The sequence below is a fragment of the Variimorphobacter saccharofermentans genome (assembly GCF_014174405.1).
Lineage (GTDB): Bacteria > Bacillota > Clostridia > Lachnospirales > Lachnospiraceae > Mobilitalea > Mobilitalea saccharofermentans.
This window is the reverse complement of sequence record NZ_JACEGA010000001.1, coordinates 65,412-90,130: the sequence shown is the minus strand read 5'-3', so window position 1 is coordinate 90,130 and position 24,719 is coordinate 65,412. Positions and strand designations below refer to the sequence as shown.

Below are 24,719 nucleotides of genomic sequence, written 5' to 3'. Positions count from 1 at the left end.
TACATACGATCCATTGGAGGAAATCATGAATAAAAAGATAAAAAGATTAATATATGTATTTCCAATTATATTTTCTATGCTGTTTCCATCTACTGCGCTGGCCAGCTCCGTGACTACTTCTGACATGTCGCAAATGGTAACAACTACCCCTAGTAAATCTACTGATTATACGACAGCATCAGATTTGGCAAAAGCAAAAGCGGAAGCCCTTCTATCCATGTATGGGGCAACTAGTGTACAATACGCCCTGATTGATCATGGAAAGATTGTACTCTCCGGCCAAGCCGGTGTCTATAGTATGGAAAGCGGAAAATCACCTGCAAAAGATACTCTATACGGTATCGGATCCATCAGTAAGGTTTTTACTGCTACAGCAGTTATGCAACTGGTTGATGAGGGAAAAATAAATCTCGATACTCCTGTTTATAAATATCTGCCTGAGTTTCAGATGGCAGATAGTCGATATAAAGCAATTACGGTAAGAATGCTGTTGAATCATTCTTCCGGGTTAATGGGAAGTACATATGCAAATTCCTTTTCTTTTGCAGAGAAGAGTAATTCATGCTTCGATTATTTGCTAAAGTATTTAAAGACATCCCGTTTAAAAGCGGATCCGGGTATGTTTTCTGTATATTGTAATGACGGATTTACCCTCGCCGAGCTTCTGGTAGAAAAAATAAGCGGAATTAGTTTTACACAATATATCAAGGACAATATAAGTACACCTCTTACAATGAAGAATACCTTTACCCCGAATAATGATTTTTCAAGAAGTCGTCTGGCAAAGGGGTATTTCCCCGGAATACAATATACTCTTCCCACAGAAGCAATTAATATTATCGGTACAGGCGGAATATATTCAACTGCTGAGGATATGTGTCAGTTTGCTACAACGTTCATGTCAAATTCTACTCCTATCCTATCTACTGAAGCAGTAAATGCAATGGCAAATCCGGAATATCGGTCCGGACTCTGGGCAGAGGGGCCTTCCTCGATATTATCCTACGGACTGGGATGGGATAGCGTTGATACCTACCCTTTTACAGAATACGGAATAAAGGCACTCGTTAAAGGTGGCGATACCCTTCAATATCATGGAAGCCTTGTCGTACTACCAGAAGAAAATATGGCCATGACCGTATTATCCTCCGGCGGTTCTAGTACCTTAAACCAGCTGTTGGCTCAAGAAGTGTTACTTTCTGTTCTACAGGAAAAAGGCAGCATTTCAGAAATTCACGAAAATGTTACTTTTCAAGAACCGGTTATGATCTCTGTACCGGATGCATTAGCAAAATACAATGGATTTTACGCCAATCGGGATGAGGTTGTATCCATAACAATTAATCCGGAGGGCACGCTTACCATGAAGGATATTCTGTCTCCGGAGGATCTTTTGACCTTTATTCATACAGGAGACGGTAAATTCTATGCACCCGACGGATCTTATTATCTATCATTTTCAGAATTATATAATGGTTACACCTATATTAAGGTTAGTGGTTATAGCGAAGCACCCGGGTTAGGTCAGGTAGTACAATCCGAATATCAGTATCAGAAATTAGAGGCGAATCCTCTTTCCAATCAAGTCAAAACAGCATGGCAAAAGAGAAACAACAAGAATTATTTCATGGTAGATGAGGCATACACTTCCGAATTATACGCTATTTATTTACCAGCACTGAAAATAAGCTTATCCGATGAATTGGAAGGTTATTATCTTGATGCCAAAATCACCGGCAAAAACTCTGCGAAAACAGTTCTTCAAATACCTGCAATGAATGGACGCGACCTGGTTGATTACCAGTTCTATATCAAGGACAATAAGGAATACCTGGAAGCTGGCGGAACACATTATATTTCGGAGGATGCAATCTCTACTTTTTCCACGAAATCCTCCTTTACCTGCAAAATTAATAAATCGGGCGAGGCAAACTGGTATAAAATCGGTAAAAAATCTGAAGGTAAGAAAATACAAGTTACTGTACCGAAAAACTCCTCCTTTAGTGTTTATGATGAGAATGGAGCCTGTATTCATAACTCTTTAGTCTTTAAATCAAATACAGTTACCTTACCCAAAGATGGTTATATCGTATTTGTCGGTAATGCTAATGCAAAGTTCAAAGTTTCTTATACGAAATAATTAAGATACCATTATTCAAAAGGTCTATTGATTTATATATTTGCAGGGGCTATGAATTTCCTCTTTTATATGAGGTATTCATAGCCCCTGTACTTACATTATACAATAGCACATCTCTCCATTTACCCAGTACTTGACATAATTCTAATTCTGGTATATGTTGTGATATGGACCTTATGAGAATTACAAATCGATTCGAATACGAATCACAAATACATACTCTTCGCGATCTAGTGAGTAGATTCGCTTGCGAATCGTATACACATACTCTTTGTGGATTAGTAAGTAGATTCGCATGGTATAAGATAACCATTAATTAGGAAATACTACGGCTTATCAGATACGATACTCTTCTGCCGCAGCGATTTTGATGAAAGGCAAGGTTTTTATGGGTAAACAGAATTTAACGTTATTAACTGATTTTTATGAATTGACGATGATGCAGGGATATTATAACAACAAGAATAATGAAATCGTTATTTTTGATGTTTTTTATCGGGAAAATCCCAGCGGTAGCGGTTATGCTATCTGTGCCGGTCTGGAGCAGGTAATTGACTATATTAAGGAATTGTCCTTCGTAAAGGATGATATTGAATACTTACGCTCCTTAAATATTTTTAATGAGGATTTTCTCTCCTATCTTGAGAACTTCCAGTTTACCGGTGATATCTATGCCGTACCGGAGGGTACTGTAGTATTTCCTATGGAGCCTTTAGTAAAAGTAATTGCTCCAATTATGGAGGCTCAATTAATTGAAACCGCTCTATTAAATATAATCAATCATCAAAGTCTTATCGCAACCAAAGCATCTCGTGTATGTTATGCAGCCGCTGGTGATCCGGTTATGGAATTCGGTTTACGTAGGGCGCAGGGCCCCGATGCCGGAACTTTAGGAGCCAGAGCCGCTGTAATCGGAGGATGTATTGGAACCAGCAATGTATTATCCGCAAAATTATATGATGTTCCTGCTTTAGGTACTCATGCCCACAGCTGGATTATGAGCTTTGATGATGAAATCTCTGCATTCCGTAAATATGCTGAGATTTACCCTCTGAATACCACCCTGTTAGTGGATACCTATGATACCCTGCGTAGTGGTGTACCCAATGCCATTAAAGTATTTGAAGAGCTTCGTGCTGCTGGAAAAATGCCACAACGATATGGCATACGACTTGATAGCGGAGATCTTGCGTACCTTTCTAAAAAGGCCAGAAAAATGCTGGATGCTGCTGGCTTTACTGACGCCACCATTACTGCTTCCAGTGACTTAGACGAATACCTTATTGATTCCTTAAAAGCTCAGGGTGCTAAAATTAATTCCTGGGGTGTGGGAACCAAACTGATTACCTCCAAAGACTGTCCTTCCTTTGGTGGAGTATACAAGCTTGCCGCCATTCAGAAAAACGGAATTTTCATTCCCAAGATCAAGCTTTCAGAAAACCAGTGGAAGATCACCAACCCCGGTAATAAGAAGATTATTCGTGTCTATGAAAAGGAAAGCGGTAAAGTAAAGGCTGACCTTATTGCTTTGGCAGATGAGGAATTTTCTCCCGAAAATCCTTTATTACTATTTGATCCCCTAGCAACCTGGAAAAAGACCTACCTGGAGCCCAACACCTATACTCTTCGTGAGCTTCTGGTACCGATTTTCTTAAAAGGAAAATGTGTCTACACCTCTCCTTCTGTTATGGAAATTCGGGATTATTGTGCTAAAGAACAGGATAGTCTATGGGATGAGGTAAGACGTTTGATTAATCCACATATTGTATATGTTGACTTATCTGTAAGATTATATCGCATGAAAACTGATTTACTGGATAGTCTGGCAGAGCAGACAAGTAAATCGACTGGTAAATAGTACCTAGATACCCACAAAATCCTCCTTTTTTATTCTAAAAAATACTGGCTTTTTACCTTTATTATGGTATACTGGAATGTAGAAAAAGGCAGAATAAGCTCGCTTATTCCTCCGAAAATCAATAACATAAACATTGAGACTCTACAATTCCCCATGTTTTAGAATAAGAAAGGAGTTTTCTTTTTGAAGAGAAAGACCAGAAGGTTATTCATAACCTCATTATTAGCGGTCACTTCCATTAGTGCGGCTGTATTTACCCTGATATCGCAAGCAGATAACAACTCCTCTTATGGTCAGGTAATACAACCCTTGGAATCAGATTCTTCCGAAACGAAGAAAACAGACTATAAATATATTCCTCCCACACTGGTTGGTCAGGAGCCCTTCGATGATGAACCAGCGTTTTTTTCATCAACGAATAAAAAGAAGGAAGCATTTGTTCCTGCTACAGAGATGGATTTAGAACCATCGAGCATTACTGTCTTTGTAAATAAGGAGCATGCTCTTCCAAAAACCTATGAACCGGATAATCTGGTTCACCCGAACATTCTATTTGACATTAATTATCAGGACGAGAGAACCCTCTTACGTCAGGAGGCCGCTGAGGCAATAGAAAAATGCTTTGCTGATGCCGAAGAGGAAGGTATTATTTTATACGGAATTTCAGGCTATCGTTCTTATGAACGTCAAAAACACATATTTACCAATAATATTCGTAAAAAGGGTAAGGACTATACTTTGTTATATTCTGCCGTTCCCGGCACCAGTGAACATCAGACAGGGCTTGCCATTGATGTTTCCTCAAAATCTCTCGGATTTCGTCTGGTAACCTCCTTCGCTGAATCTCCCGAAGGGATATGGTTAGCCAAACATGCACATCTCTACGGATATATCATTCGATACCCAAAAGACAAAGCCGAAGTCACCGGTTATGCTTATGAGCCATGGCATATACGTTATGTAGGAGTAGACCTGGCAACCTATTTATATAACAATGATTTGACTTTGGACGAATACTATAATTATGTTCCCAGTAAGGATTTCGATTTTGAGACCCTTTATTCGGATTTGATTAATTATATTCCTCCTCGTGTTACGATTATCCCCATTGATGGGGAAGGAGAAGAAACGGAAGAAACAGATGAATTCCAAGATGAAGATACTGCTGATGGTGATACCAAGGAAGAGGATTCTACTGACAGCGATACACAGGGAAAGGTAACTCCATCCCCTGCTCCAGTGCCGGCAACTCCGACACCGAAACCGGTAAACCCTCCGAAAAATCCTAATATTGATGAAGCTGAGGATGATACTGATACAGAGATTCCCGATGAGGAAGAACCTGACAAGGATGAAGTGCCTTCTGAGGGGAATGTCCCGATCGGAAACGAGCCGAACGAGGACGAGCATCCAATGGACGGAATTAGCTCCACACCTACGGTAACTATATCCCCTGTATCTTAGATTTCACTGGCTGAAAAATATATTTATTTCATCATTAGAATATGATATATTATAACTTAATCAAGCATACAAAGAATCAGAAGGAAAGCCATACTACGGTAAACACATATTAGAATTACCGGATATATGATGTATCCTTCTGAATTATTGTTAGCTAATATTAAAATGGGGTGGATTCATGAGGCTGATTCTAGTTGTATTGTATTTAATTATTTTCTTTATTATAAGTATTCCGTTGTATTTATTTGAATTTATTTTAGGACGGTTTAACCGCCATGCCATGGTTGCCAGTTCACAGGCAATTGTTGTGCGTGCTTTTAAGGTTCTGCTTTTTCTAAGTGGTACCAAACAAACCGTAATTGGTCTGGAGAACGTGCCGAAGGATGAACCGATTCTATATATTGCGAATCACAGAAGCTATTATGATATTCCTGTGGCATACGCTACAATTCCTACCTTAACTGGTTTCATGGCAAAAAAAGAAATTGCCCGAATTCCTTTTCTCAGTACCTGGATGCGTTTTTTGCAATGTCTGTTCCTGGATCGTGATGATATTAAGCAAGGATTACAGACTATACTAAAGGCCATTGAGCAGGTGAAAGCTGGATACTCTATTTACATCGCTCCCGAAGGGACCCGTAATCAAGGCAAGGAGATGCTACCCTTTAAGGAAGGAAGCTTTAAGATAGCCGAAAAAACCGGCTGTGCAATTGTTCCGGTATCCATCTCCAATACGGAAACCGCATTTGAAACACATGCTCCCTGGGTAAAAAGCACTCATGTTGTAATTGAATACGGGAAGCCTATATATCCCAAGGATCTTACGAAGGAACAGCTTAAGTTTCTTGGTTCCTATGTACAGGGAATTATCCGTGATACCTTGGAAAAAAATGCAGGTCTTATTAAGTAGGACCTATGGCAGGTTTTTGTCGAAATGATCTTCTAATTATTTATCATTTTTCTATTTCTTTTTTCCAAAAAAGATGTTACAATAGACGTTGCCCTATCTGGGACATGTTATTGAATACGCAAACACTTGAGGAGGTACATATCTCATGAATACATTTACTATTGTTATGATCATCGTGGCTGTCGTAGTGGTCGCCGGCTTAGTTGCCCTATATTTCTTTGGTAGAAAGCTACAGAAGAAGCAGGAAGAATCACAGGAACAGATGCAGGCAGCTGCTCAGACCGTATCCATCCTGGTTATTGATAAAAAGAAAATGAAGTTAAAAGAAGCTAATTTACCTAAAATCGTATTGGATCAGACGCCTAGATACCTTCGTGGTTCAAAGGTACCTATTGTAAAAGCAAAAATCGGTCCTAAGGTTATGTCCTTAGTATGTGATGCTAAGATATTTGATCTGATACCGGTAAAAAAGGAAGTAAAAGCAGTCCTCAGTGGAATCTATATTATGGATGTTAAGGGATTACGAAGTAATCTGGAGCCTAAAAAGCAAAAGCAAGGACTATTGAAAAGAATTACCGGTTCCTTTAAAAAAGATAAAAAATAATTTATTTCCTCTTACCTTAAAACCGTATTTGATGATATAAGGTAAGAGGTTTTTTATAACATAATAAACTTCTCTCACTATCGATTGCCTACAAGGCAGAACGGAGGTTAAAATGAAGAAAAAGAACCTATTCCTGTTACTCCTAACCTGTATTCTCTCACTCACTTTATTTGCTTGTTTATTAGTGAGTGCATTTATAATACAAAGTCAGAGGGATCATAAGAAATCTTCTGCTGCGAATCAGGATAATACGATAACCATTACACAGATACCCATCTCACCGGAAGCCACTATCCCAACGAACTCTCCTTCCATCTCCGATACACCAGCAGAAGCAGAGGACGATACTGCGCTCAGTGTAACACCGGTCCCTACTGGTGAGCCAGAGGAGGTAGTAGTCGAGCCGGATCCAGAACCGATTGTACTGGGCTTTGCGGGAGATATTAACTTTGATGAAGCTTCCAAACCCATGAAAAAATATGATAGCGAGAAGAAGGGTATTCTTGGCGGTATATCCGAAGATCTAATCAATGAAATGAACTCTATGGATATTATGATGCTGAATAACGAATTTGCATATAGTACAAGAGGTACTAAGACACCTGATAAGTCCTTTACCTTCCGTGCAGATCCTAGCCGTGTGGAGATTCTTAAGGAAATGGGTGTTGATATTGTCTCTCTGGCTAATAATCACGCTTTGGACTATGGTAAGGACGCTCTTATTGACACCTTTGAAACTCTGGATAATGCCGGAATTCATTATGTTGGTGCAGGAGACACAATGGATCGCGCAAAAGCCCCGATTTATTTTACGGTTGGTGATAAAAAGATAGCTTATGTTGCTGCTTCCCGTGTTGTATTTGCTATGGACTGGTATGCTACTGATACTAGTCCGGGTATGATCGGCACCTATGACCCTGCTCTTTTCTTAGAGTCGATTCGTGAGGCGAAGGAGAACAGTGACTTTGTGGTTGCTTTTGTACATTGGGGAGTGGAACGAAATAACTACCCCGAGGACTATCAGCAAACTATGGCTAAGCAGTACATAGATGCCGGAGCAGACGCTGTTATCGGATGTCATCCTCATGTGCTTCAGGGTATTGAATTCTATAACAATAAGCCTATTGTCTATAGCCTAGGTAACTATTGGTTCGGTGGTGCTACCGGAGAAACCGGTCTGTTAAAGCTCTATCTCGATCCCGATGATACTGTAAGGGTTCAGATGATACCGGCTATGGCAAAAAACACTTACACCTACATGCTTACTGAGGACGCCGAACGGGAGGACTATTTCCAATTCATTAGTAATCTGTCCTTTGGAATAACTATTGATGAGTTTGGATTTATACACGAAGCAGAATAGCCTCCACGCAAGGTGTACTTTCTGTTGTATGATTTTGCAATTACCTAATTAAGCTTAAATAAAATGAGCACAATCAAGATAGTAAAATCCGATATCTTGATTGTGCTCATTTCTTATATTCATTCAAACTACTGCACTGAAGATATTGATATGATAGTACGATTATCTGACAAATGGCTTCCGTTTTCTGATAAGCAATACTCTAAGGTTATATGGATCAGATCCGCCTCTTCCTTTAGGATAATGTCCTTTGTCCGGATTTCCAGCTGCAATGCTCCATAAGGCGTCTGATAACAGGTCTGCGTCATTTCCATTCGGTCAAACACCATTTGGGATGGGTAGATACCCTGCTTTGATAAGATTATCCTCTCCGGCGTAATTTTAATCATGGCCTTTATACTCTGAGAAGGATCTTCTGACGAAGCTTCCTCATAACGAACATAATGGGCATTCTCCCTCTGCTGATAAATTCCCTTTTCGTTGATAACAACTGGTTCTTCATCAGAATTTTTCTGACTTCCTTCTATCCTAATAATAACATTCTTCGTCATAGGAAGCCCCCTTTCTTTTTGTTACTGCCACTGTTAGACCATTTTACTACGGAGAAAATTATTGTACAAGCTATTTTCACATAAGAATAATCTTCCATTATTTTGGTAATAATCTAGACACCATATTACACGGGAGGTTCCACTATGAAATATAAGCTCCATCATCTTATTGAGGCTAAGACTCTACGTTATATAAAATTTATCCCAAACTATACATATCTGCTCTTTATCTTGATTTTTTGCGGATTTTCCATGTGGGTAATAAAGACAAGCTCGATGAAACGTGCATCGTTCCAGGACTCACTAGCTGATGAAATCATACGGTTCCATGTTATCGCAAATAGTGATAGCAGGGAAGATCAGGAATTAAAGCTCACTGTAAAGGATACTTTAGTCAAACACCTGGCTCCTTCTCTCAGTAACGCTCAGGATCTGACGCAAGCCCGTGATATTCTGTCCGATAATCTGGATAATATTCAGGCTTTGGCAGAAGATATTATACGGGAAAACGGATATCCATATGAAGTGTCCGTATCGTTGGAAAAAAACTGCTACTTTCCCCTAAACGTCTATGGGGATTATGTATTTCCTCCTGGCAAATATGAGGCTCTTCGCGTAAAAATAGGAGAGGCTAAGGGGAAAAACTGGTGGTGTGTTATGTTTCCTCCCCTCTGCTTTGTAGATGAGACCTATTGTATCGTTGATGAGAAAAGTGGTGAGAAATTAAAGCATGTACTTACTGATGAAGAATACGAGGCATTAGTCAGTCAGAAGCCAAAGGTAAAAGTAAAGCTTAAATTGTTAGAGAAATTGAAAAAGTTATTGAAAAAATAACTCCTCTCCTTATTCTTACTCCTCCCTCGAGCAGATTGATTTGCATACAAATCTATGATAGAATACGGGTAATTATGAAAATCACGGAGGTCCCCATGAATTATATCCGCAAGAATGCCTATGCTAAAATAAATCTGGGTCTGGATGTTATAAGAAAAAGAGAAGACGGTTACCATGATGTCTGTATGATCATGCAATCCATAGATTTATACGATAAAATCACCATTAGCAGATCTTCGAAGCCAGGCATCAGGCTGCATAATAACTTATCCTATCTCCCCACGGGTCAGGGTAATTTGGTATATAAGGCCGCCTCTTTATTCTTATCGGAAAACAATATTACAGAGGGGCTTTCGATTGAATTAAATAAACACATTCCGGTTGCCGCTGGTCTGGCGGGCGGAAGCAGCGATGCCGCTGTAACACTTTTGGGTTTAAATGAATTGTTTGAAACCGGGCTGTCAAAAGAAGCACTCATGAAGCTGGGTGTTAAGCTGGGAGCAGACATTCCTTACTGTATTATGCTTGGGACCGTACTTTCTGAAGGCATCGGAGAGGTATTAACTCCTTTATCTCCGCTGCCGGATTGTCATATCCTTCTTGTGAAGCCTGACATAAATGTATCTACCAAGTATGTATATGAGAATCTGAAGCTGGATGGTTCTGTTTCTCATCCGGATATTAATGCAATGATAGCCTCCCTCGATCGAGCTGATTTATCCTCTCTGACCAAGAGGATGGATAACATTCTACAGACAGTAACTATAAAGGAATATCCCATCATCGCCGAAATCAAACATAAAATGAATGAAACTGGTGCTCTTGCATCATTAATGAGCGGCAGTGGTCCAACCGTATTCGGAATTTACTCAGATATAAAGGTTGCTGAATCCGCCTTCCGGTTTTTCAAGAAAAATAGAACATATGGTAAACAGGTGTTTTTAACGAAACCCTACTGGCCATAAAATGAACCCTTCGGTTATGAGAGTGATACGTATAAAGTCATAACCAAAGGGTATTCAAATATTATTATATGTTACTCGGCTTCCTTATCTAAGCCGTCTCTCCAAGCCTCCATTTTAGCGATAGCTGCATCCAAGGTCCTCTTACATATCTCCGGAAGTTCGCCACCCCATGCCTTCGTTGCTTCATCAAAGCCTTTCTTCACAGCCTCGATCATCTCATCTGCTTTTGACGGGTCTCCGCCGGTTAATGCTTTTGCAAAGGAAAATAGTCTCTCAGAGGTCTGTTCCACTCCCCAATAACCATCCTCCGCAATATCCTTTTGCGCCTGTGCCTGTGTCTCTGGATCAACCTGTAGCTTTCCTTCTCTGAGAAGTGCATAAATATCTGTCGCTTCATTATAGGTTTCTCCCTGCTTTAACAGCATTTTCTCTACCAGCTTACGCAGGCTTTCCGCACGTTGTTCCGATTCAGCAATGAGTCGGTCAATGGTTACCGTATCTCTTGTATAGATCTTCTTGCTGTCAACCTCCGGCTCATTCTTTTCATAAGTAGCAGCAGGTGTGCTCTCTATATTTTTTTGTTCCTTTTGGTCAGTTTGCTGGTTCTGGTTAGTCTTTGTCTTGTCCGTTTTCTTGTTTTCATATGATTGTGTTACATTCGTAATTCCGTTTACGCTCATATCCAATCCTCCTTGATTTGTTGGAGGATTTCTCCTCCTTGATTTGTTGGAGGATTTCTCCTCCTTGATTTGTTGGAGGATTTCTCCTCCTTGATTTCTTCTACTTTTATTTTAGTAGGAAGATCCATCCTCTTATGGTACTTTTTCATAACGAATGGGTTACAACTTATATTTCGGACGTTTTCTAAAAAAAATTAAGAACAAAGTATCAATAAACTGACATTTAGCATGAGAATTCAAAAAAATAGCGAACATATTCCTTTATGGAAAGGTTCGCTATTGGACACTCAAGTAATTATCAATGTGGAATTACTAATATAATATGACTATATTACAGCATCCACCTTCTTCATAATAATTAATTTGTCGCCTTCTTTAATTCGATCATTCTCCAGACCATTAATGTTCATGATTGTATCCACAGTGGTGTAATATTTTTTCGCAATATTCCACAATGTATCATCTCTTTTCACAACATAACCTATGATCCCGGGCATTGCCTGAAGCTTCTCCAGGTCCAAATCCGCTACCTCAATGTCAGTAATGATGGGCTCAGAAATAATATCAAATACGATGGTATTAAGATTGATTGTAGATTTTACTTCTATTTCTTCACTATCCAACATCATAACACTCAGTTGGTCGATACTTGGCTTCACATCATAGTTACTACCATTCTTCATACCTTTTAGTTCAATGGTCTGTGCAAATGGAATTACACCCCTTAGGGAATTAAGAGGTTTTGTATCATCCTCGGATATATATAGAATATTTACATCTATCACGCCTTCTACCTGAAGCTCTGTACCATTAGGAATAATCTCATCCACATTGATCTTACCGCTTGCATGGCAAATCTGCAGAATATTTGGTTGGTTTACACCCACCTTAATTCGATCGGCAATACGGTATTTACTGTTATTTTTAATCACTAGATTCTCATAGATGGCATTGCGCATAATGGGAACAATTTCTTTTGATGGATTATATACATCACAAAGTATTTCCGGCTCTTCCATCTCATATACTTTTATATTGAGCTCCAGGATAACTTCAAGCTCTAATACTCTTTCTTCTCCGTCACTATCCGGTTTCACCTCAATGTTCTTACTAATGATACTGATTGTAATATCTTCAATCATATCCTCTGTACAACCATTACAATCAATTGTTGCGTTGAACGGAATGTCGCTTTCATAATACTCGATCGGATTCTCCTCATTTGCACTTGTGTATAAAAGAAATACCGGAAGTTCACCCTTAATAGTAAACTTATCCTCTAATAATCGAATCTCCACATTGCTTAAACCAATATCCTGAAACAGAAGAGAAGAAATATTGCCTTTATTACTAGGCAAAACCATCTCGTCCTTAATTCGGTAGGTATCTATTTTATTAATTGCGATATCCGTTACTTCTATTTGTTTATTTATGTACTGAACATCTTCGGGACCTTCTACCATAATCGCAGTTTCTTCATCATAAAGCTCTTCTACTGTAACATATAACCGGATAATTGCTTTTGCACTCAGTTTTCGGGAATTAATTAATCCTGTGGTTAGATCCTCCAAATCCCATTTGAGAATCGGGTCATCGTCAGAACAGGTAACGTCCATATTAATCACTTCGTCAAAGGGTATTTCCCCTGAGATATTATGTATTGGCTGCTGATCTCCATCACACAGATATAGAATATTAAAAATAAGGGCTCCTTTAACCAAAAGCTTACCGTTCATCGCTTTGATTTCACTGATCTTAACCTCTCCCTGCTCCGTTATTATCTGGTTAATGTCCGGCTTAATATCGGGAACATTAAAATCATCATCTAATGTAAGCTGCAGGGTACTCTTACATTTTAATTTATTCATATGAATATTCTTTTTTATTAACTCCATTTATAATACCTCCTTGATATGGACATACGATGGAATGCCTCTGTCATATCTTATTCCGAAGGCTATGGATTTATGAGTAAAAAAAGCTAAAACCGTAAACGATTTTAGCTCCATTTATCACACTCTTATGAACATAGAATTAATTCTACATCTTTTGTTAATATATCTGTATAGCTGTATGAGACAGTTCGTACCGGCATATCTTTCGTCTCTTGTATCTTAATTAAGAATATGCTGGGGTATGTCTCAGAGATAATACCTTCTGTCACATCAACCTTATGCCTTCCCCTGTTAATTCGGACCTTAACCTTTTTCCCCATTTGGTTAATTACCGCATTTCTTACACAATTTACATCCTTTTGCTTCATCATTATTTTCTCCTTATTAATGCTTCCTCTCACCATCAGTGGGACGGGATATCCATAATGGGTGTACACATTATTCTAAATAAATCTGTTACAAATTCCATGCATCCAAATCATTATATCACATTTTATAATTATCGTCAATAAATTTTCTGACAATTTGCGTGTTTCAGCTGGTTTGTATAGAAAAATGTGCACATGAAATTTCCAAAACTTTGTTGATAATTATGGGATTTTTTCACAGACACTCAATTTCTAAATATGGAAAAGCACAATATTGCACAAGTATAATCTTATTATCCCGCCATCTATTAGACATTCTCACTAATTTTGAGCAAAAACACAATATATTGTTAATATGATAGAAATCTTACTAAATATTGTTGTTTCTACATTATTTTTACATCAATCTATACCGAAAATGCAATTTGTATGTTTCATAAAACTATAAACTAATAGAAAGTCCGCAAAGCGTACTTTCTATTAGCATGAATTAGGATACTTTCATATGATTCTTCCTATCAATGTATCCTTTCATTATTTATGAAAGGTAATTACTCAAAAACAACCCGCTCGTCTCGAAACTCCAGCTTTACCACCACATAAGGATAGGTGATGCCTTGGGATACCATATCCTCCTGGGAGGGACCAATAAGATTGGTATTAATATATATGGCATTGCTGGTTAAATACAGCTCATCCACTGAGATGCTATATCCCCCACTGTTTTGCTTACCATAGCCAACAACAATATACAGATAATCTTTATTGGAATAGGATAATTTAAACGGTTCTTCCTTTTTCTCATCAATGATTTCCTTCAATTCTCCTGGCAAATCGGCATCCTCAACAACAGTAAATTCCAAATCCTTTATTTTCTTAACATCTGTATCCTCAGCTTTACAGCCGGTTAATCCAATGACTGTAACTACAAACATAAGAAGCAGAATCAGCTTTCTGAATCTCCTCATTTTGACCTCCATAGAGTTATCACTTATTAAATACTATGAAGGATTGCAAGAAATCATGCGAGATAGATTCCATGGAATTTACAGTCCATCCTACTTTGACCCCACATCATTGATCTACATATTACCGCTATAGCTTCCCTTTTAATACAGAAGCAGGAAAAGGTTCACCGTGTCCAGGATAAATCTTTGTAACATTCATCATCAAAAGCTTTTTCGCACTTTCCTTCATTTGCTTGAAATTCAATGCATTGGGAGCAAGCTCCGGTACTTTGGCATTGGCAAATGTATCTCCAACAATTAATTCGCCACTCTCTGCAAGTATTGCAATGGATCCGGCAGTATGTCCAGGCGTATGTATCACTTTGCCACGAAAACCAAATCCAGATAAATCCTCACCATCCTTCAGAAGTACATCTGGTTGAAATGTGGTAAAGTCACTTAGTATTTTTGTTGATACTTTTTTCAATTGATTTTTCACTAAAAAAAATACTATTTTTAAAACAACCGAATGATAGCGACAATTTTCTAGAATCCGCTCCACTGTTAGCTCCTTAAGCATTATCTCATCCTTTTCATGAATTGCAACTACTGTCTGGTACTTATCTCTTAAATACGCAGCATTGGCTGTATGATCACAATCGCCGTGTGTTAATATGATGGCTCTTAAATTCCCTGTACAGCAGCCCTCCTCCTCTAACCTACGGATCAGTTCTTCTCTACGGTCTGTATATTCCTTATCCATGAACAAATGCCCTGCTGTATCAAATAGGACGTATCCCTCTTCTGATTTCCCTAGATAACAGTTAACTCCACCTAAATCGATTCTAATGATTTCCTGGTTCAACCTAACTCCTCCTTCGATCTAATCCTTATTCTTATTACTAATGAGCTTTCTTTTGTATTTCTATCGTTTCTCAATCATGGAATTTGTGATATGCTCCGTGTGTCTCAATATATACCTTCCTATACAGCTCATCAAACTTTTCTCTATCTATCGAAAAATAATCTGACCAGGCATCTGCAAAGCATAGGTAGGCATAATTTGGGATCTGGCTAGTGAAGAATTCTGCAATCCTTCTTTCCTGAACATCATACTTCTTATCTTTTTTTACTTCTGCTTCTTTCGCAATCATTGCTTCCACTATCTTAAAAAGGATTGGTTTTTGATTTCTTTTCTTCAGGGAATCAATGAAAATTACCCGTATTAAGTCAGAATTTCTTTGCCCAAATTCATAATAAACCAGTTTCATTCGTTCCGGAAGCGCCTCCGCTTCTTCCTGATGACTTTCCTGGGTTGTGTTATTAATAATGGTTAAGTATTCATTAAGAAACTCATCTATTAGAACTTCCAATATCTCATCCTTACTTTTAAAGTGATAATAGATCAATGATTTCGGAACATTCGCTTCCCGTGCAATTTCATCAATGCGTGACCCCTCAAAGCTCTTCTCTGCAAATATTCTTACAGCTGCCTTAAGGATTCTGTCCCTGGCATTTGGATTTTTCATTTTGTCACTCCAATCATTTAAATTTAGTACTGAATGGTCAGTTTTAAATTAACATAGAAGTATAATAATGTCAACCTAAAAAATGAAGGAAATACCATTTTAACAAAAGAGGGGCTGATGCAAAATATATAAACAGGGATTATGGCTTACCATAATTCCTTATATACCTTTTGCATCAGCCCCTCTTTGTAAGGGTTTTATGATATCTGTTCACTTAGGATAACCTTAGCGGTTACTGTACTCTAGCGACAAGCTGATTATTCTCCACATCGATCAGTATCGTATCCTCCGCATGAACCTCATCCCTAAGTATTAACCGGGCACTTAAGGTCTCCACATTTTTCTGTAGGTATCGTTTTAATGGTCTTGCACCATATACCGGATCATAGCTACGCTCAATGATATAATCCATAGCCTGATCAGTTAAAGCAACGGTAATTTCCTTGTCAGCCAGTCGCTTATTAAGGTCATCAATCATTAATTTCATAATGCCCTGAATATTTTCCTTCGTTAATGGCTTAAACAGGATAATCTCATCCAGCCGATTTAGAAATTCTGGCCGGAAGGATGCACGTAGGTCACTCATTACATTTTCTTCACAATCCGGCGTAATTTCCCCGAATTCATCAATTCCCTCTAACAGATAGCGGGATCCGATATTGGAGGTAAGTATTATGATCGTGTTTTTGAAGTCCACGGTTCTTCCCTGGGAATCCGTAATCCGTCCATCATCCAATACCTGAAGAAGAACGTTAAATACATCTGGATGCGCCTTTTCAACCTCATCAAACAGGATTACTGCATAGGGCTTACGGCGAACTGCTTCGGTCAGCTGTCCTCCTTCTTCATAACCCACATAGCCTGGAGGTGCTCCTATCAGTCTTGCAACGGAATGCTTCTCCATATATTCACTCATATCAATACGAACCATATTCTGTTCATTATCAAATAAGCTTTCTGCCAGTGCTTTGGCAAGCTCCGTCTTACCAACACCGGTTGGTCCAAGGAATAAGAAGGAACCAATAGGCTTTGTCGGATCCTTAATACCTGCCTTTGATCTAAGGATAGCATCCGATACCTTCTCCACACCTTCATCCTGTCCAACCACTCGTTTATGCAGTTCTTCACTTAAATGAAGTGTTTTATTTCTCTCGCCCTCTGTCAGTTTCGTCACAGGAATTCCCGTCCAGCGGGATACAATCTTGGCAATTTCCTCCTCACTGACGTTTTCATGAACTAGCATATTTTCATTATGCTTCAGATTTTCCTCTTCTGCTGCCAGCTGACTCTGAAGCTGTGGCAGTCTACCATACTTAAGCTCTGCTGCCTTATTCAAATCATAGCTTCGCTCTGCCAGTTCAATTTCATTATTCAGCTCCTCTAGAGCTTCCCTCAACTTATGAACCTTCTCTACCAGTGCCTTTTCATTATCCCATTTTGCTTTGGCTCCGGCAAAGGCATCCCGCAGCTCTGCCAGCTCCTGCTGTAAATCATTCAGGCGTTCTGCACTCAGTCTGTCATTCTCCTTTTTCAGAGCTGCCTCTTCGATTTCCATTTGCATAATTCTTCGCTGCATATCATCTAATTCCGTTGGCATTGAATCAAGCTCTGTTTTGATAAGCGCACAAGCCTCGTCCACCAGGTCAATTGCCTTATCAGGCAGAAAACGATCAGAAATATATCGGTTAGACAGCACAGCGGCACTCACCAAAGCACCATCCGTAATCTTAACCCCGTGGAACACCTCATAGCGTTCCTTCAATCCTCTTAGTATAGAAATGGTATCCTCAACCGTAGGCTCCTCAACCATAACCGGTTGGAATCTACGTTCCAGAGCCGCATCCTTCTCAACATATTGACGGTACTCATTCAGGGTTGTGGCCCCAATACAGTGAAGCTCGCCCCTTGCCAGCATAGGTTTTAGCATATTACCGGCATCCATGGCTCCTTCTGTCTTTCCTGCACCTACAATGGTATGAAGCTCATCCACAAACAGAATAATCCTACCCTCACTTTTCTTCACTTCTTCCAGAACCGCTTTCAATCTCTCTTCAAACTCGCCCCGATATTTTGCTCCTGCCACCAGAGCACCCATATCCAGTGCGAATAGCTTTTTATCCTGAAGTGATTGTGGAACATCTCCACGAATAATTCTCTGAGCCAGACCTTCTACTACCGCTGTTTTACCCACACCGGGTTCTCCAATCAGAACCGGATTATTCTTCGTCTTTCGTGACAATATCCGTATGACATTTCTAATCTCACTGTCTCGTCCGATTACCGGATCCAGCTTTTGCTCTTTCGCGCGCGCCACAAGATCATAACCATATTTCTCAAGTGTATCATAAGTAGCTTCCGGATTGTCCGTTACTACCTTCTGATTGCCCCGAACACTCTGCAGTGCCTTTAAGAAATCTTCCCGATTGATACGGAAATCCTTGAACAATTCTTTCACTTGCTTATTGGGTTGTTTTATCATGCTTAGGAAAAGGTGTTCCACGGAAACATAGGAATCTCCCATCTGCTTCGCTTCATTTTCTGCATATATCAATATTTTATTTAAATCATTACTGATATATATTTGTCCACCGGACACCTTGGGGCGTCTGTTTAATAATCCCTTTACCTGAGCCAGAAATACCTCCGTATTAATTTCCATCTTCTCCAGAAGCTTTTTAATCAGGCTGTCTTCCAGTGTTAACAGGCTATGCAGCAGATGTTCCACATCAATTTCCTGATGTCCATATTCATAGGCAAGCGCTTCGCAATTCTGAACTGCCTGCATGGAATTCTGTGTAAATTTATTTATGTTCATTTTTCATCCTCCTTATGATCCATTTTGTCCATTATCAATTTGCCTAGTCTTTTATCTGTTCTATAGCAACTATAACATATAGCCAAATAAATTTCAAGTTAATTTTTAAAAAATTGGAAAACTCCATAATATCCTGTTCTACTCACTTTACATTCACCCGGAAAAATAGTGGCCATATGTTGATAAATAAAAGGGCCTGTATTATAATTAACCGAAATGGATCTTATTACTAATTCTATATCCCTTAAATAAATGTTTACATTATCAATACGGAAAGGTTGGAAAAAGGAATGGCAAATAAGAAAGCAAAACCCATACCAACAGAAGATAGCCCGATGCTGGAGCTTTTCTATATGAGTCCTACCGTGGTCTCTGCAAAAGAGATTGTAGATCTGTTAAAAGAGGAAGAAGGGATTACAACAGAGCTTTGGGAGTATATGAATGTTCTGGAGCTGATCTTACCCAATGGACATTCCATCGATTTTGAACCTCTTACACCGAATTTTAAGAATCCCTCAGATGCTGCTTTTCTCAAAAACAGAAATATTAAAACCATCTATGCAATTCAGGTTAGTGAGGAGGACCTTATCTCCATAATGCCCTGTTTTAATCGAATTGTAGCAAAATATTCCGGTTTTGTCTGCTCCGATAGTGTGGATTTCCAGCCAGTTTATGCCGGTTCCTGCCAGAAGTAGATTTCCTGATTTTCATCTCAATTTAATTTACTAGTCGATAAAGGAGTTTTCTATGAATCAGATAAAAACAGCGTTTTTTGCTGCTTTTCCGCATACCATACCTGTATTAACCGGCTATCTTGTACTTGGAGCAGCTTATGGCATCCTTATGGACAGCAAAGGTTTTTCGCTGTTTTGGATCCTGTTTGCCAGTATCTTTATTTTTGCCGGTTCCATGCAATTTGTAAGCGTAGCACTTTTAGCTGCGGGCTTTGATCCCTTAGGTGCATTTCTAATGACCCTTGCCGTAAATGCCCGGCATATTTTCTATAGTATATCCATGCTTAAGAATTATCGAGGAATTGGACGATTAAAGCCCTATCTCATATTTTCTTTAACCGACGAGACCTTCTCCATTTTGTGTTCCGCCAAGGTACCGGAAGGAATTGAACCAAAGTGGTTCTATTTTTTCGTATCCACCTTAGATCATCTTTATTGGATCACCGGATCCCTAATCGGAGGAATTCTGGGTAGCTTATTGAATCTAAACACAAAGGGAATAGACTTTGTATTAACTGCTATGTTCGTAGTGAATTTTATTAATCAATGGAACTCCACGAAAAATCACCTGCCGGCTATCATCGGGGTCATTAGCGCAATAATATGCCGACTACTATTCGGTCCAAGCGACTTTATCATCCCTACGATGATTATGATTCTCCTTATAATTACTATATTTAAAACAGGTAATTGCGAAGCTAAATAATTGTAGCTTTTGTGTATACAGTGGATACATATTCCTACGCAAACCATAGCGGAAGGAGCGGGTTTGCGTAGGAATATATATCTGCTGTATACACAATTAAGATATCTTAAGAGTTTCGCAATTGCCTAACTATATTTAAGCTCCAATGGAAAGAGGAAAATGATTATGAATTATACGACTACACAGCTTTTTATTTTCTTTGGGATTGTGGTATTGGGTACTGTTATAACCCGTGCCCTGCCTTTCCTTCTCTTCCCGGAAAAGAAAGAGATCCCAAAGTATGTAAATTACCTGGCTGACATATTACCCTATACCATTATCGGTATGCTAGTAGTTTATTGCTTAAAGGACGTCTCCATCCTGAAAGCTCCTTATGGCCTTCCGGAGGCAATCAGCATAGTCGCAATTATAATTCTCCATATATGGAAAAAGAACACACTCCTCAGTATTGGAGGAGGTGCTCTTCTCTATATGCTTCTGGTTCAGTATTTTTAATTATAATTAGAGTATTGTGTCGATAAACAATCTATGATCTTTCGAAAGATCAACAAAATCAGAACCGACACGAATTACCGGTCTGGATAGAGCATGCTTGTTAATCATAACAACCTCGCCCTGTCTTCCGTCATTTAATCTGACGATATTATGTAAATAGGACTCCACAATTCGTTCCATAAAGACCATTAGATACTTGGGATCGAATTTTAAAAATCCATCCCGTTCAAAATTTTCAACTACGTCAAAAGGACAAATCGCTTTACGATAAAGACGATTGGATGTCATCGCATCATATACATCTGCAATTGATACAATCTTTGCGAATTCATCAATTTGCTCCGATACAAATCCATTGGGATAGCCGCTTCCGTCGCATCGTTCGTGATGCATGAGGGCTACATATTTGATATGAATGTCAATCGGTTGATCCTTCATGGCCTGATACCCAAGGAAGGAGTGTGTTTTTACCACCTCATATTCTTCACTGGTGAGCTTGCCATTCTTCGTTATGATTTCTCTGGGAACCAACATTTTCCCGATATCATGCAGGAGTCCGCCTAAGGTCAATATCCTTGTATCCTCATGGGAGAATTTCAACCAGGTTGCAAATATACTGCATATTAACGCAACATTTAAGCTATGGACAAAGGTTAGGTCATCATAATCTCTGATCCCATGGAGCATCTCCAGTATATGGGATCCATTACGGCCTTCTCTGAGAATCCGATCCGTTTGTGCAAGAAGTGCATCCACATTGAACTGACTATCACCTTTTACCGCCTTATTAAAGTTGTCTTCAATATTGCTAACCGTATTAACGTATGTACGGTTGAACTTCTTAAACTCCTCGGTACTGCGTAGCATTTCGATATATGAAACCTCTTTAATCTCTTCCTCTACTTCCTTAAATACCTGAAATCCAAAGATGTTATAGAATCGTAAGCGTGTTATCATTCTCTCATCCAAGACTGTACCACGAGTTATAATTAATTGGTTACTCATGTTGTAAACATCTGCAGCCACCTTCATGCCGGCTACAGCTTGGTCTGTTCTAATTCTTTCAGTCTCCATACTGTGTACCCCTCCACACTCTCATTCGTACCTTCTCATAATGAGTATACAATTATACCCCACTAATTTCAAGAACAAGATTCTCCAATTTTTATCAATCCTTTAATATCAATTCTACCGGACAATGATCACTACCCATAACATCGGTATGAATGATACTATCTTCTATTCGATCTTTCAGCCTGTCAGACACCAGAAAATAATCAATTCTCCAACCGGCATTCTTTTCCCTGGCGTGGAACATATAGGACCACCAGGTATAGGCATCGGTAACATCCGGATATTTATAACGGAAGGTATCAATAAATCCGTTATCCAACAGCTTCGTCATTTTATCCCGTTCTTCTATAGTAAAGCCTGCATTCCTTGTGTTCGTCTTTGGATTTTTTAAATCAATTTCTTTATGGGCAACGTTAAGATCTCCACAGATGATTACCGGCTTTTTTTGATCCAGCTTTATCACATAAGCACGAAAATCCTCTTCCCATTCCATTCGATACTCTAACCTAGCCAATTCTCTCTGGGAATTCGGAGTATATACCGTAACCAGATAGAAATCCTCATATTCCAATGTGATGACTCTTCCTTCATCATTATGCCTGTCCATACACAAATCATAGCATATACTTAATGGCTCCTTTTTACAGAAAACGGCTGTCCCAGAGTATCCCTTCTTTACTGCAGAATTGAAATACTGCTGATAGCCTTCGAAGGAAATCTCCACCTGTTCCGGCTGTAGCTTCGTTTCCTGAATACAAAATATGTCGGCATCCACCTTGCGAAAAAAATCTTCAAAGCCCTTTCCCACGCAGGCACGTAATCCATTTACATTCCATGAAACTAACTTCATACTTATAAATTCCTTTCTTCTATGGCAAGTATTATGTGTATCATGATACGTTACATTTGTATTAATATATCATATAATTCATTGGTTGAAGCCGCAATCTTATCTGCTCCTGCCATCTCCAGCTCTTCTCGATCACCAAATCCATATAAAACTCCTACCGAAGAGATCCCCACTATTTTCGCTCCCTCGATATCATACTTTCGATCGCCCACCATCACAACCTCGGATAAATCCGCAATCTGATTTTTACTCAAGACATATTGGATTACTTCATCCTTTTTGGAATGGGAATCATCCGGTGCCGCGCCACAGATATCCAAAAAATAATGATCCAGATGAAAGTGCTCCAATATCTTTCTGGCAATGAGCTCCGGCTTAGAAGTGGCGACAATTAACAGCTTACCTGCATCCTGTAACCCTTTCAGCACAGACTCCATACCCTCATACATTTCGTTTTCATAAAGACCAAATTCATTATAGTATTCCCTGTATTTCTTTACGGCTAAATCCGCTTTGTTATCATCAAAACCATAGCATTCTAAAAAGCTGCTTTTTAGGGGAGGACCAATATGCTTTTTTAATGAATCTAAATCATCAATAAAAATATCCATAGCCTTTAAAGCATATTGAAAAGATCTTGTTATACCAGTCTTGGGGTTTGTTATCGTACCGTCAAGATCCATTAATATATATTTCATATTCCGATTCCTTTCTTGGTTGCAGTTCAATATTGTCTAGATATGCGATGGAATTGGAACGGAAAATATGATTATGGTTTCCGTACCTGCTTTATACTTTTTTCCACCTGTTTTCTTGGTAACATAACCTGATGGCTACATCCAAGACATTTTAAACGGAAATCCATACCAACCCGCAGGATCTCCCATTCACTGCTTCCACAGGGATGTTGTTTTTTTAGCTTTATAATATCTCCTACACTTAAATCCATCTTCTGACCTCCTATATTCAGTACAAGCCCATCCTATATGCTGTCCGATGATTGTCATAAGTATAGCATATATTGAGAATTATGAAAACGAAAAAATGTATTGCATTTTATTACCATGTGGTGTAGTATTGTCATATACATCATGTAGTATTTATTACTATGTTATGTATATATCTCTTCTACATCACGAATACAATATGCCATAGAGGTTAAAACTAATTCTATATAATTACTGTTAAGGAGTTGATTTATATGACGATCAAAAAGGTCAAAGCAAAAGATCCTGGAAGTGCAATTACTCATTTTATCGGTACATTAATGGCCGTGTTTGCAACTACACCGCTATTAATCAAAGCAGCCCGGCATCCGGATAACGTACACCTGATTTCTTTGGGTATCTTTATTTTGAGTATGATTTTATTATATGTAGCAAGTACTACGTATCATACCTTTGGTAAATCCGAAAAGGTACACCGCAGATTGAAAAAGTTTGATCATATGATGATCTATGTTCTGATCGCCGGCACTTATACTCCCATTTGCATGATCGCTCTCGGTGGTAATATCGGCTATGGTCTTCTTATCCTAATATGGAGTCTGGCGGCTATTGGTATATTAGTTACCGGTTTCTGGGTACACTGTCCGAAATGGTTCTCCTCCGTCGTGTACATCACAATGGGCTGGACCTGCGTCCTGGCTTTTACACAGCTTATAAATTCTCTCCCCATTGCAGCCTTTGCATGGCTATTATCCGGCGGCATAATATATACCATCGGTGGAGTTATCTATGCATTAAAGCTCCCCCTCTTTAATAAAAGGCATAAATATTTTGGATCTCATGAAATATTCCATCTTTTTGTTATGGGCGGCAGCTTCTGCCACTTTATTCTGATGTATCGCTATCTTGCTGTAATGCCTTAAAATATATGTATACAGATAGGCCTTCCTATCCTTAATAGCACAAGGGGCTGTTGTAAAATGTATCTGT

The 24,719-nt window shown here is 39.0% G+C and carries 24 protein-coding genes; 12 read left to right on the top strand and 12 right to left on the bottom strand.

All coding sequences use genetic code 11. From position 1 onward, the window contains the following. Window positions 1–25: 25 nt before the first annotated feature. From H0486_RS00415 to H0486_RS00390, 6 genes are all read left to right on the top strand, one after another. Window positions 26–2,140, top strand: coding sequence for a serine hydrolase domain-containing protein (locus H0486_RS00415; RefSeq protein WP_228351137.1), 2,115 nt, complete (start codon window positions 26–28; stop codon window positions 2,138–2,140). Between the two features lie 388 nt (window positions 2,141–2,528). Then, a complete protein-coding gene (locus H0486_RS00410) occupies window positions 2,529–3,998 on the top strand; it encodes a nicotinate phosphoribosyltransferase (protein ID WP_228351136.1) in 1,470 nt (489 codons plus the stop codon). A gap of 183 nt (window positions 3,999–4,181) precedes the next feature. Continuing rightward, window positions 4,182–5,462, top strand: coding sequence for a M15 family metallopeptidase (locus H0486_RS00405; RefSeq protein ID WP_228351135.1), 1,281 nt, complete (start codon window positions 4,182–4,184; stop codon window positions 5,460–5,462). A gap of 178 nt (window positions 5,463–5,640) precedes the next feature. Continuing rightward, window positions 5,641–6,372 carry a lysophospholipid acyltransferase family protein gene (locus tag H0486_RS00400; protein WP_228351134.1) on the top strand — a complete coding sequence of 244 codons (732 nt, stop codon included), beginning with the start codon at window positions 5,641–5,643 and terminating at the stop codon, window positions 6,370–6,372. A 145-nt stretch (window positions 6,373–6,517) separates the two neighbouring features. Then, window positions 6,518–6,976 (top strand): hypothetical protein, encoded by a 459-nt coding sequence (locus tag H0486_RS00395; protein ID WP_228351133.1) that lies wholly within the window; start codon window positions 6,518–6,520, stop codon window positions 6,974–6,976. A 112-nt stretch (window positions 6,977–7,088) separates the two neighbouring features. After that, entirely contained in the window at window positions 7,089–8,339 is a 1,251-nt protein-coding gene (locus tag H0486_RS00390) for a CapA family protein (RefSeq protein ID WP_228351132.1), read from the top strand. Between the two features lie 128 nt (window positions 8,340–8,467). Here H0486_RS00390 and H0486_RS00385 read toward each other — a convergent pair whose 3' ends face one another. Then, window positions 8,468–8,890 (bottom strand): DUF1934 domain-containing protein, encoded by a 423-nt coding sequence (locus tag H0486_RS00385; protein WP_228351131.1) that lies wholly within the window; start codon window positions 8,888–8,890, stop codon window positions 8,468–8,470. A gap of 144 nt (window positions 8,891–9,034) precedes the next feature. Here H0486_RS00385 and spoIIR point away from each other — a divergent pair, with 144 nt between their 5' ends. Further along, complete coding sequence (gene spoIIR / locus H0486_RS00380; protein WP_228351130.1) at window positions 9,035–9,724, top strand: stage II sporulation protein R; 690 nt, start codon at window positions 9,035–9,037, stop codon at window positions 9,722–9,724. 95 nt (window positions 9,725–9,819) lie between these two features. Beyond that, window positions 9,820–10,689 (top strand): 4-(cytidine 5'-diphospho)-2-C-methyl-D-erythritol kinase, encoded by an 870-nt coding sequence (ispE, locus tag H0486_RS00375; protein ID WP_228351129.1) that lies wholly within the window; start codon window positions 9,820–9,822, stop codon window positions 10,687–10,689. A gap of 71 nt (window positions 10,690–10,760) precedes the next feature. On the opposite strand, the gene H0486_RS00370 is transcribed toward ispE, so the two are convergent. From H0486_RS00370 to clpB, 7 genes are all read right to left on the bottom strand, one after another. Beyond that, on the bottom strand, window positions 10,761–11,369 hold the full coding sequence (locus tag H0486_RS00370; RefSeq protein WP_228351128.1) for a hypothetical protein: 609 nt from the start codon (window positions 11,367–11,369) through the stop codon (window positions 10,761–10,763). 326 nt (window positions 11,370–11,695) lie between these two features. Next, window positions 11,696–13,264: a DUF3794 and LysM peptidoglycan-binding domain-containing protein gene (locus H0486_RS00365; RefSeq protein ID WP_228351127.1), complete on the bottom strand. Its 1,569-nt coding sequence runs from the start codon at window positions 13,262–13,264 to the stop codon at window positions 11,696–11,698. A gap of 125 nt (window positions 13,265–13,389) precedes the next feature. Beyond that, window positions 13,390–13,635, bottom strand: coding sequence for a Veg family protein (locus H0486_RS00360; protein ID WP_228351126.1), 246 nt, complete (start codon window positions 13,633–13,635; stop codon window positions 13,390–13,392). A gap of 548 nt (window positions 13,636–14,183) precedes the next feature. Next, complete coding sequence (locus H0486_RS00355; protein ID WP_228351125.1) at window positions 14,184–14,600, bottom strand: protease complex subunit PrcB family protein; 417 nt, start codon at window positions 14,598–14,600, stop codon at window positions 14,184–14,186. Window positions 14,601–14,727: 127 nt separating this feature from the next. Then, window positions 14,728–15,444 (bottom strand): MBL fold metallo-hydrolase, encoded by a 717-nt coding sequence (locus tag H0486_RS00350; RefSeq protein ID WP_228351124.1) that lies wholly within the window; start codon window positions 15,442–15,444, stop codon window positions 14,728–14,730. Between the two features lie 70 nt (window positions 15,445–15,514). Further along, window positions 15,515–16,108, bottom strand: a complete 594-nt coding sequence (locus H0486_RS00345; protein ID WP_228351123.1) for a TetR/AcrR family transcriptional regulator — start codon at window positions 16,106–16,108, stop codon at window positions 15,515–15,517. A 232-nt stretch (window positions 16,109–16,340) separates the two neighbouring features. Beyond that, window positions 16,341–18,923 (bottom strand): ATP-dependent chaperone ClpB, encoded by a 2,583-nt coding sequence (gene clpB / locus H0486_RS00340; protein WP_228351122.1) that lies wholly within the window; start codon window positions 18,921–18,923, stop codon window positions 16,341–16,343. Between the two features lie 290 nt (window positions 18,924–19,213). Between clpB and H0486_RS00335 the strand changes: the two genes are divergently transcribed. The 3 genes from H0486_RS00335 (at window position 19,214) to H0486_RS00325 (ending at window position 20,858) form a co-directional block, all read left to right on the top strand. Next, a complete protein-coding gene (locus tag H0486_RS00335) occupies window positions 19,214–19,618 on the top strand; it encodes a hypothetical protein (RefSeq protein ID WP_228351121.1) in 405 nt (134 codons plus the stop codon). Window positions 19,619–19,670: 52 nt separating this feature from the next. After that, a complete protein-coding gene (locus H0486_RS00330; protein WP_228351120.1) occupies window positions 19,671–20,363 on the top strand; it encodes an AzlC family ABC transporter permease in 693 nt (230 codons plus the stop codon). 165 nt (window positions 20,364–20,528) lie between these two features. After that, window positions 20,529–20,858 carry a branched-chain amino acid transporter permease gene (locus tag H0486_RS00325; protein WP_228351119.1) on the top strand — a complete coding sequence of 110 codons (330 nt, stop codon included), beginning with the start codon at window positions 20,529–20,531 and terminating at the stop codon, window positions 20,856–20,858. 6 nt (window positions 20,859–20,864) lie between these two features. Here the strand turns inward: H0486_RS00325 and H0486_RS00320 are convergent, their stop codons facing one another. The 4 genes from H0486_RS00320 to H0486_RS00305 form a co-directional block, all read right to left on the bottom strand. Then, window positions 20,865–21,932 carry an HD-GYP domain-containing protein gene (locus tag H0486_RS00320; protein ID WP_228351118.1) on the bottom strand — a complete coding sequence of 356 codons (1,068 nt, stop codon included), beginning with the start codon at window positions 21,930–21,932 and terminating at the stop codon, window positions 20,865–20,867. Window positions 21,933–22,026: 94 nt separating this feature from the next. After that, window positions 22,027–22,782, bottom strand: a complete 756-nt coding sequence (locus H0486_RS00315) for an exodeoxyribonuclease III (RefSeq protein ID WP_228351117.1) — start codon at window positions 22,780–22,782, stop codon at window positions 22,027–22,029. Window positions 22,783–22,832: 50 nt separating this feature from the next. Beyond that, window positions 22,833–23,480, bottom strand: coding sequence for an HAD hydrolase-like protein (locus tag H0486_RS00310; RefSeq protein ID WP_228351116.1), 648 nt, complete (start codon window positions 23,478–23,480; stop codon window positions 22,833–22,835). A gap of 71 nt (window positions 23,481–23,551) precedes the next feature. Continuing rightward, entirely contained in the window at window positions 23,552–23,731 is a 180-nt protein-coding gene (locus H0486_RS00305) for a DUF951 domain-containing protein (protein ID WP_228351115.1), read from the bottom strand. A 252-nt stretch (window positions 23,732–23,983) separates the two neighbouring features. Here H0486_RS00305 and trhA point away from each other — a divergent pair, with 252 nt between their 5' ends. Further along, complete coding sequence (trhA, locus tag H0486_RS00300; RefSeq protein ID WP_228351114.1) at window positions 23,984–24,652, top strand: PAQR family membrane homeostasis protein TrhA; 669 nt, start codon at window positions 23,984–23,986, stop codon at window positions 24,650–24,652. The last annotated feature ends 67 nt before the right edge of the window (window positions 24,653–24,719 follow it).

Excerpts from the sequence above, each read along its gene's own strand:
- H0486_RS00400 (WP_228351134.1), top strand. The coding sequence starts at position 5,641 with ATGAGGCTGATTCTAGTTGTATTGTATTTAATTATTTTCTTTATTATA.
- clpB (WP_228351122.1), bottom strand. The coding sequence starts at position 18,923 with ATGAACATAAATAAATTTACACAGAATTCCATGCAGGCAGTTCAGAAT.
- H0486_RS00330 (WP_228351120.1), top strand. The coding sequence starts at position 19,671 with ATGAATCAGATAAAAACAGCGTTTTTTGCTGCTTTTCCGCATACCATA.
- H0486_RS00335 (WP_228351121.1), top strand. The coding sequence starts at position 19,214 with ATGGCAAATAAGAAAGCAAAACCCATACCAACAGAAGATAGCCCGATG.
- spoIIR (WP_228351130.1), top strand. The coding sequence starts at position 9,035 with ATGAAATATAAGCTCCATCATCTTATTGAGGCTAAGACTCTACGTTAT.
- H0486_RS00305 (WP_228351115.1), bottom strand. The coding sequence starts at position 23,731 with ATGGATTTAAGTGTAGGAGATATTATAAAGCTAAAAAAACAACATCCC.
- H0486_RS00320 (WP_228351118.1), bottom strand. The coding sequence starts at position 21,932 with ATGGAGACTGAAAGAATTAGAACAGACCAAGCTGTAGCCGGCATGAAG.
- trhA (WP_228351114.1), top strand. The coding sequence starts at position 23,984 with ATGACGATCAAAAAGGTCAAAGCAAAAGATCCTGGAAGTGCAATTACT.
- H0486_RS00325 (WP_228351119.1), top strand. The coding sequence starts at position 20,529 with ATGAATTATACGACTACACAGCTTTTTATTTTCTTTGGGATTGTGGTA.
- ispE (WP_228351129.1), top strand. The coding sequence starts at position 9,820 with ATGAATTATATCCGCAAGAATGCCTATGCTAAAATAAATCTGGGTCTG.
- H0486_RS00410 (WP_228351136.1), top strand. The coding sequence starts at position 2,529 with ATGGGTAAACAGAATTTAACGTTATTAACTGATTTTTATGAATTGACG.
- H0486_RS00315 (WP_228351117.1), bottom strand. The coding sequence starts at position 22,782 with ATGAAGTTAGTTTCATGGAATGTAAATGGATTACGTGCCTGCGTGGGA.
- H0486_RS00310 (WP_228351116.1), bottom strand. The coding sequence starts at position 23,480 with ATGAAATATATATTAATGGATCTTGACGGTACGATAACAAACCCCAAG.
- H0486_RS00365 (WP_228351127.1), bottom strand. The coding sequence starts at position 13,264 with ATGGAGTTAATAAAAAAGAATATTCATATGAATAAATTAAAATGTAAG.
- H0486_RS00395 (WP_228351133.1), top strand. The coding sequence starts at position 6,518 with ATGAATACATTTACTATTGTTATGATCATCGTGGCTGTCGTAGTGGTC.
- H0486_RS00415 (WP_228351137.1), top strand. The coding sequence starts at position 26 with ATGAATAAAAAGATAAAAAGATTAATATATGTATTTCCAATTATATTT.
- H0486_RS00370 (WP_228351128.1), bottom strand. The coding sequence starts at position 11,369 with ATGAGCGTAAACGGAATTACGAATGTAACACAATCATATGAAAACAAG.
- H0486_RS00385 (WP_228351131.1), bottom strand. The coding sequence starts at position 8,890 with ATGACGAAGAATGTTATTATTAGGATAGAAGGAAGTCAGAAAAATTCT.
- H0486_RS00390 (WP_228351132.1), top strand. The coding sequence starts at position 7,089 with ATGAAGAAAAAGAACCTATTCCTGTTACTCCTAACCTGTATTCTCTCA.
- H0486_RS00355 (WP_228351125.1), bottom strand. The coding sequence starts at position 14,600 with ATGAGGAGATTCAGAAAGCTGATTCTGCTTCTTATGTTTGTAGTTACA.
- H0486_RS00345 (WP_228351123.1), bottom strand. The coding sequence starts at position 16,108 with ATGAAAAATCCAAATGCCAGGGACAGAATCCTTAAGGCAGCTGTAAGA.
- H0486_RS00360 (WP_228351126.1), bottom strand. The coding sequence starts at position 13,635 with ATGATGAAGCAAAAGGATGTAAATTGTGTAAGAAATGCGGTAATTAAC.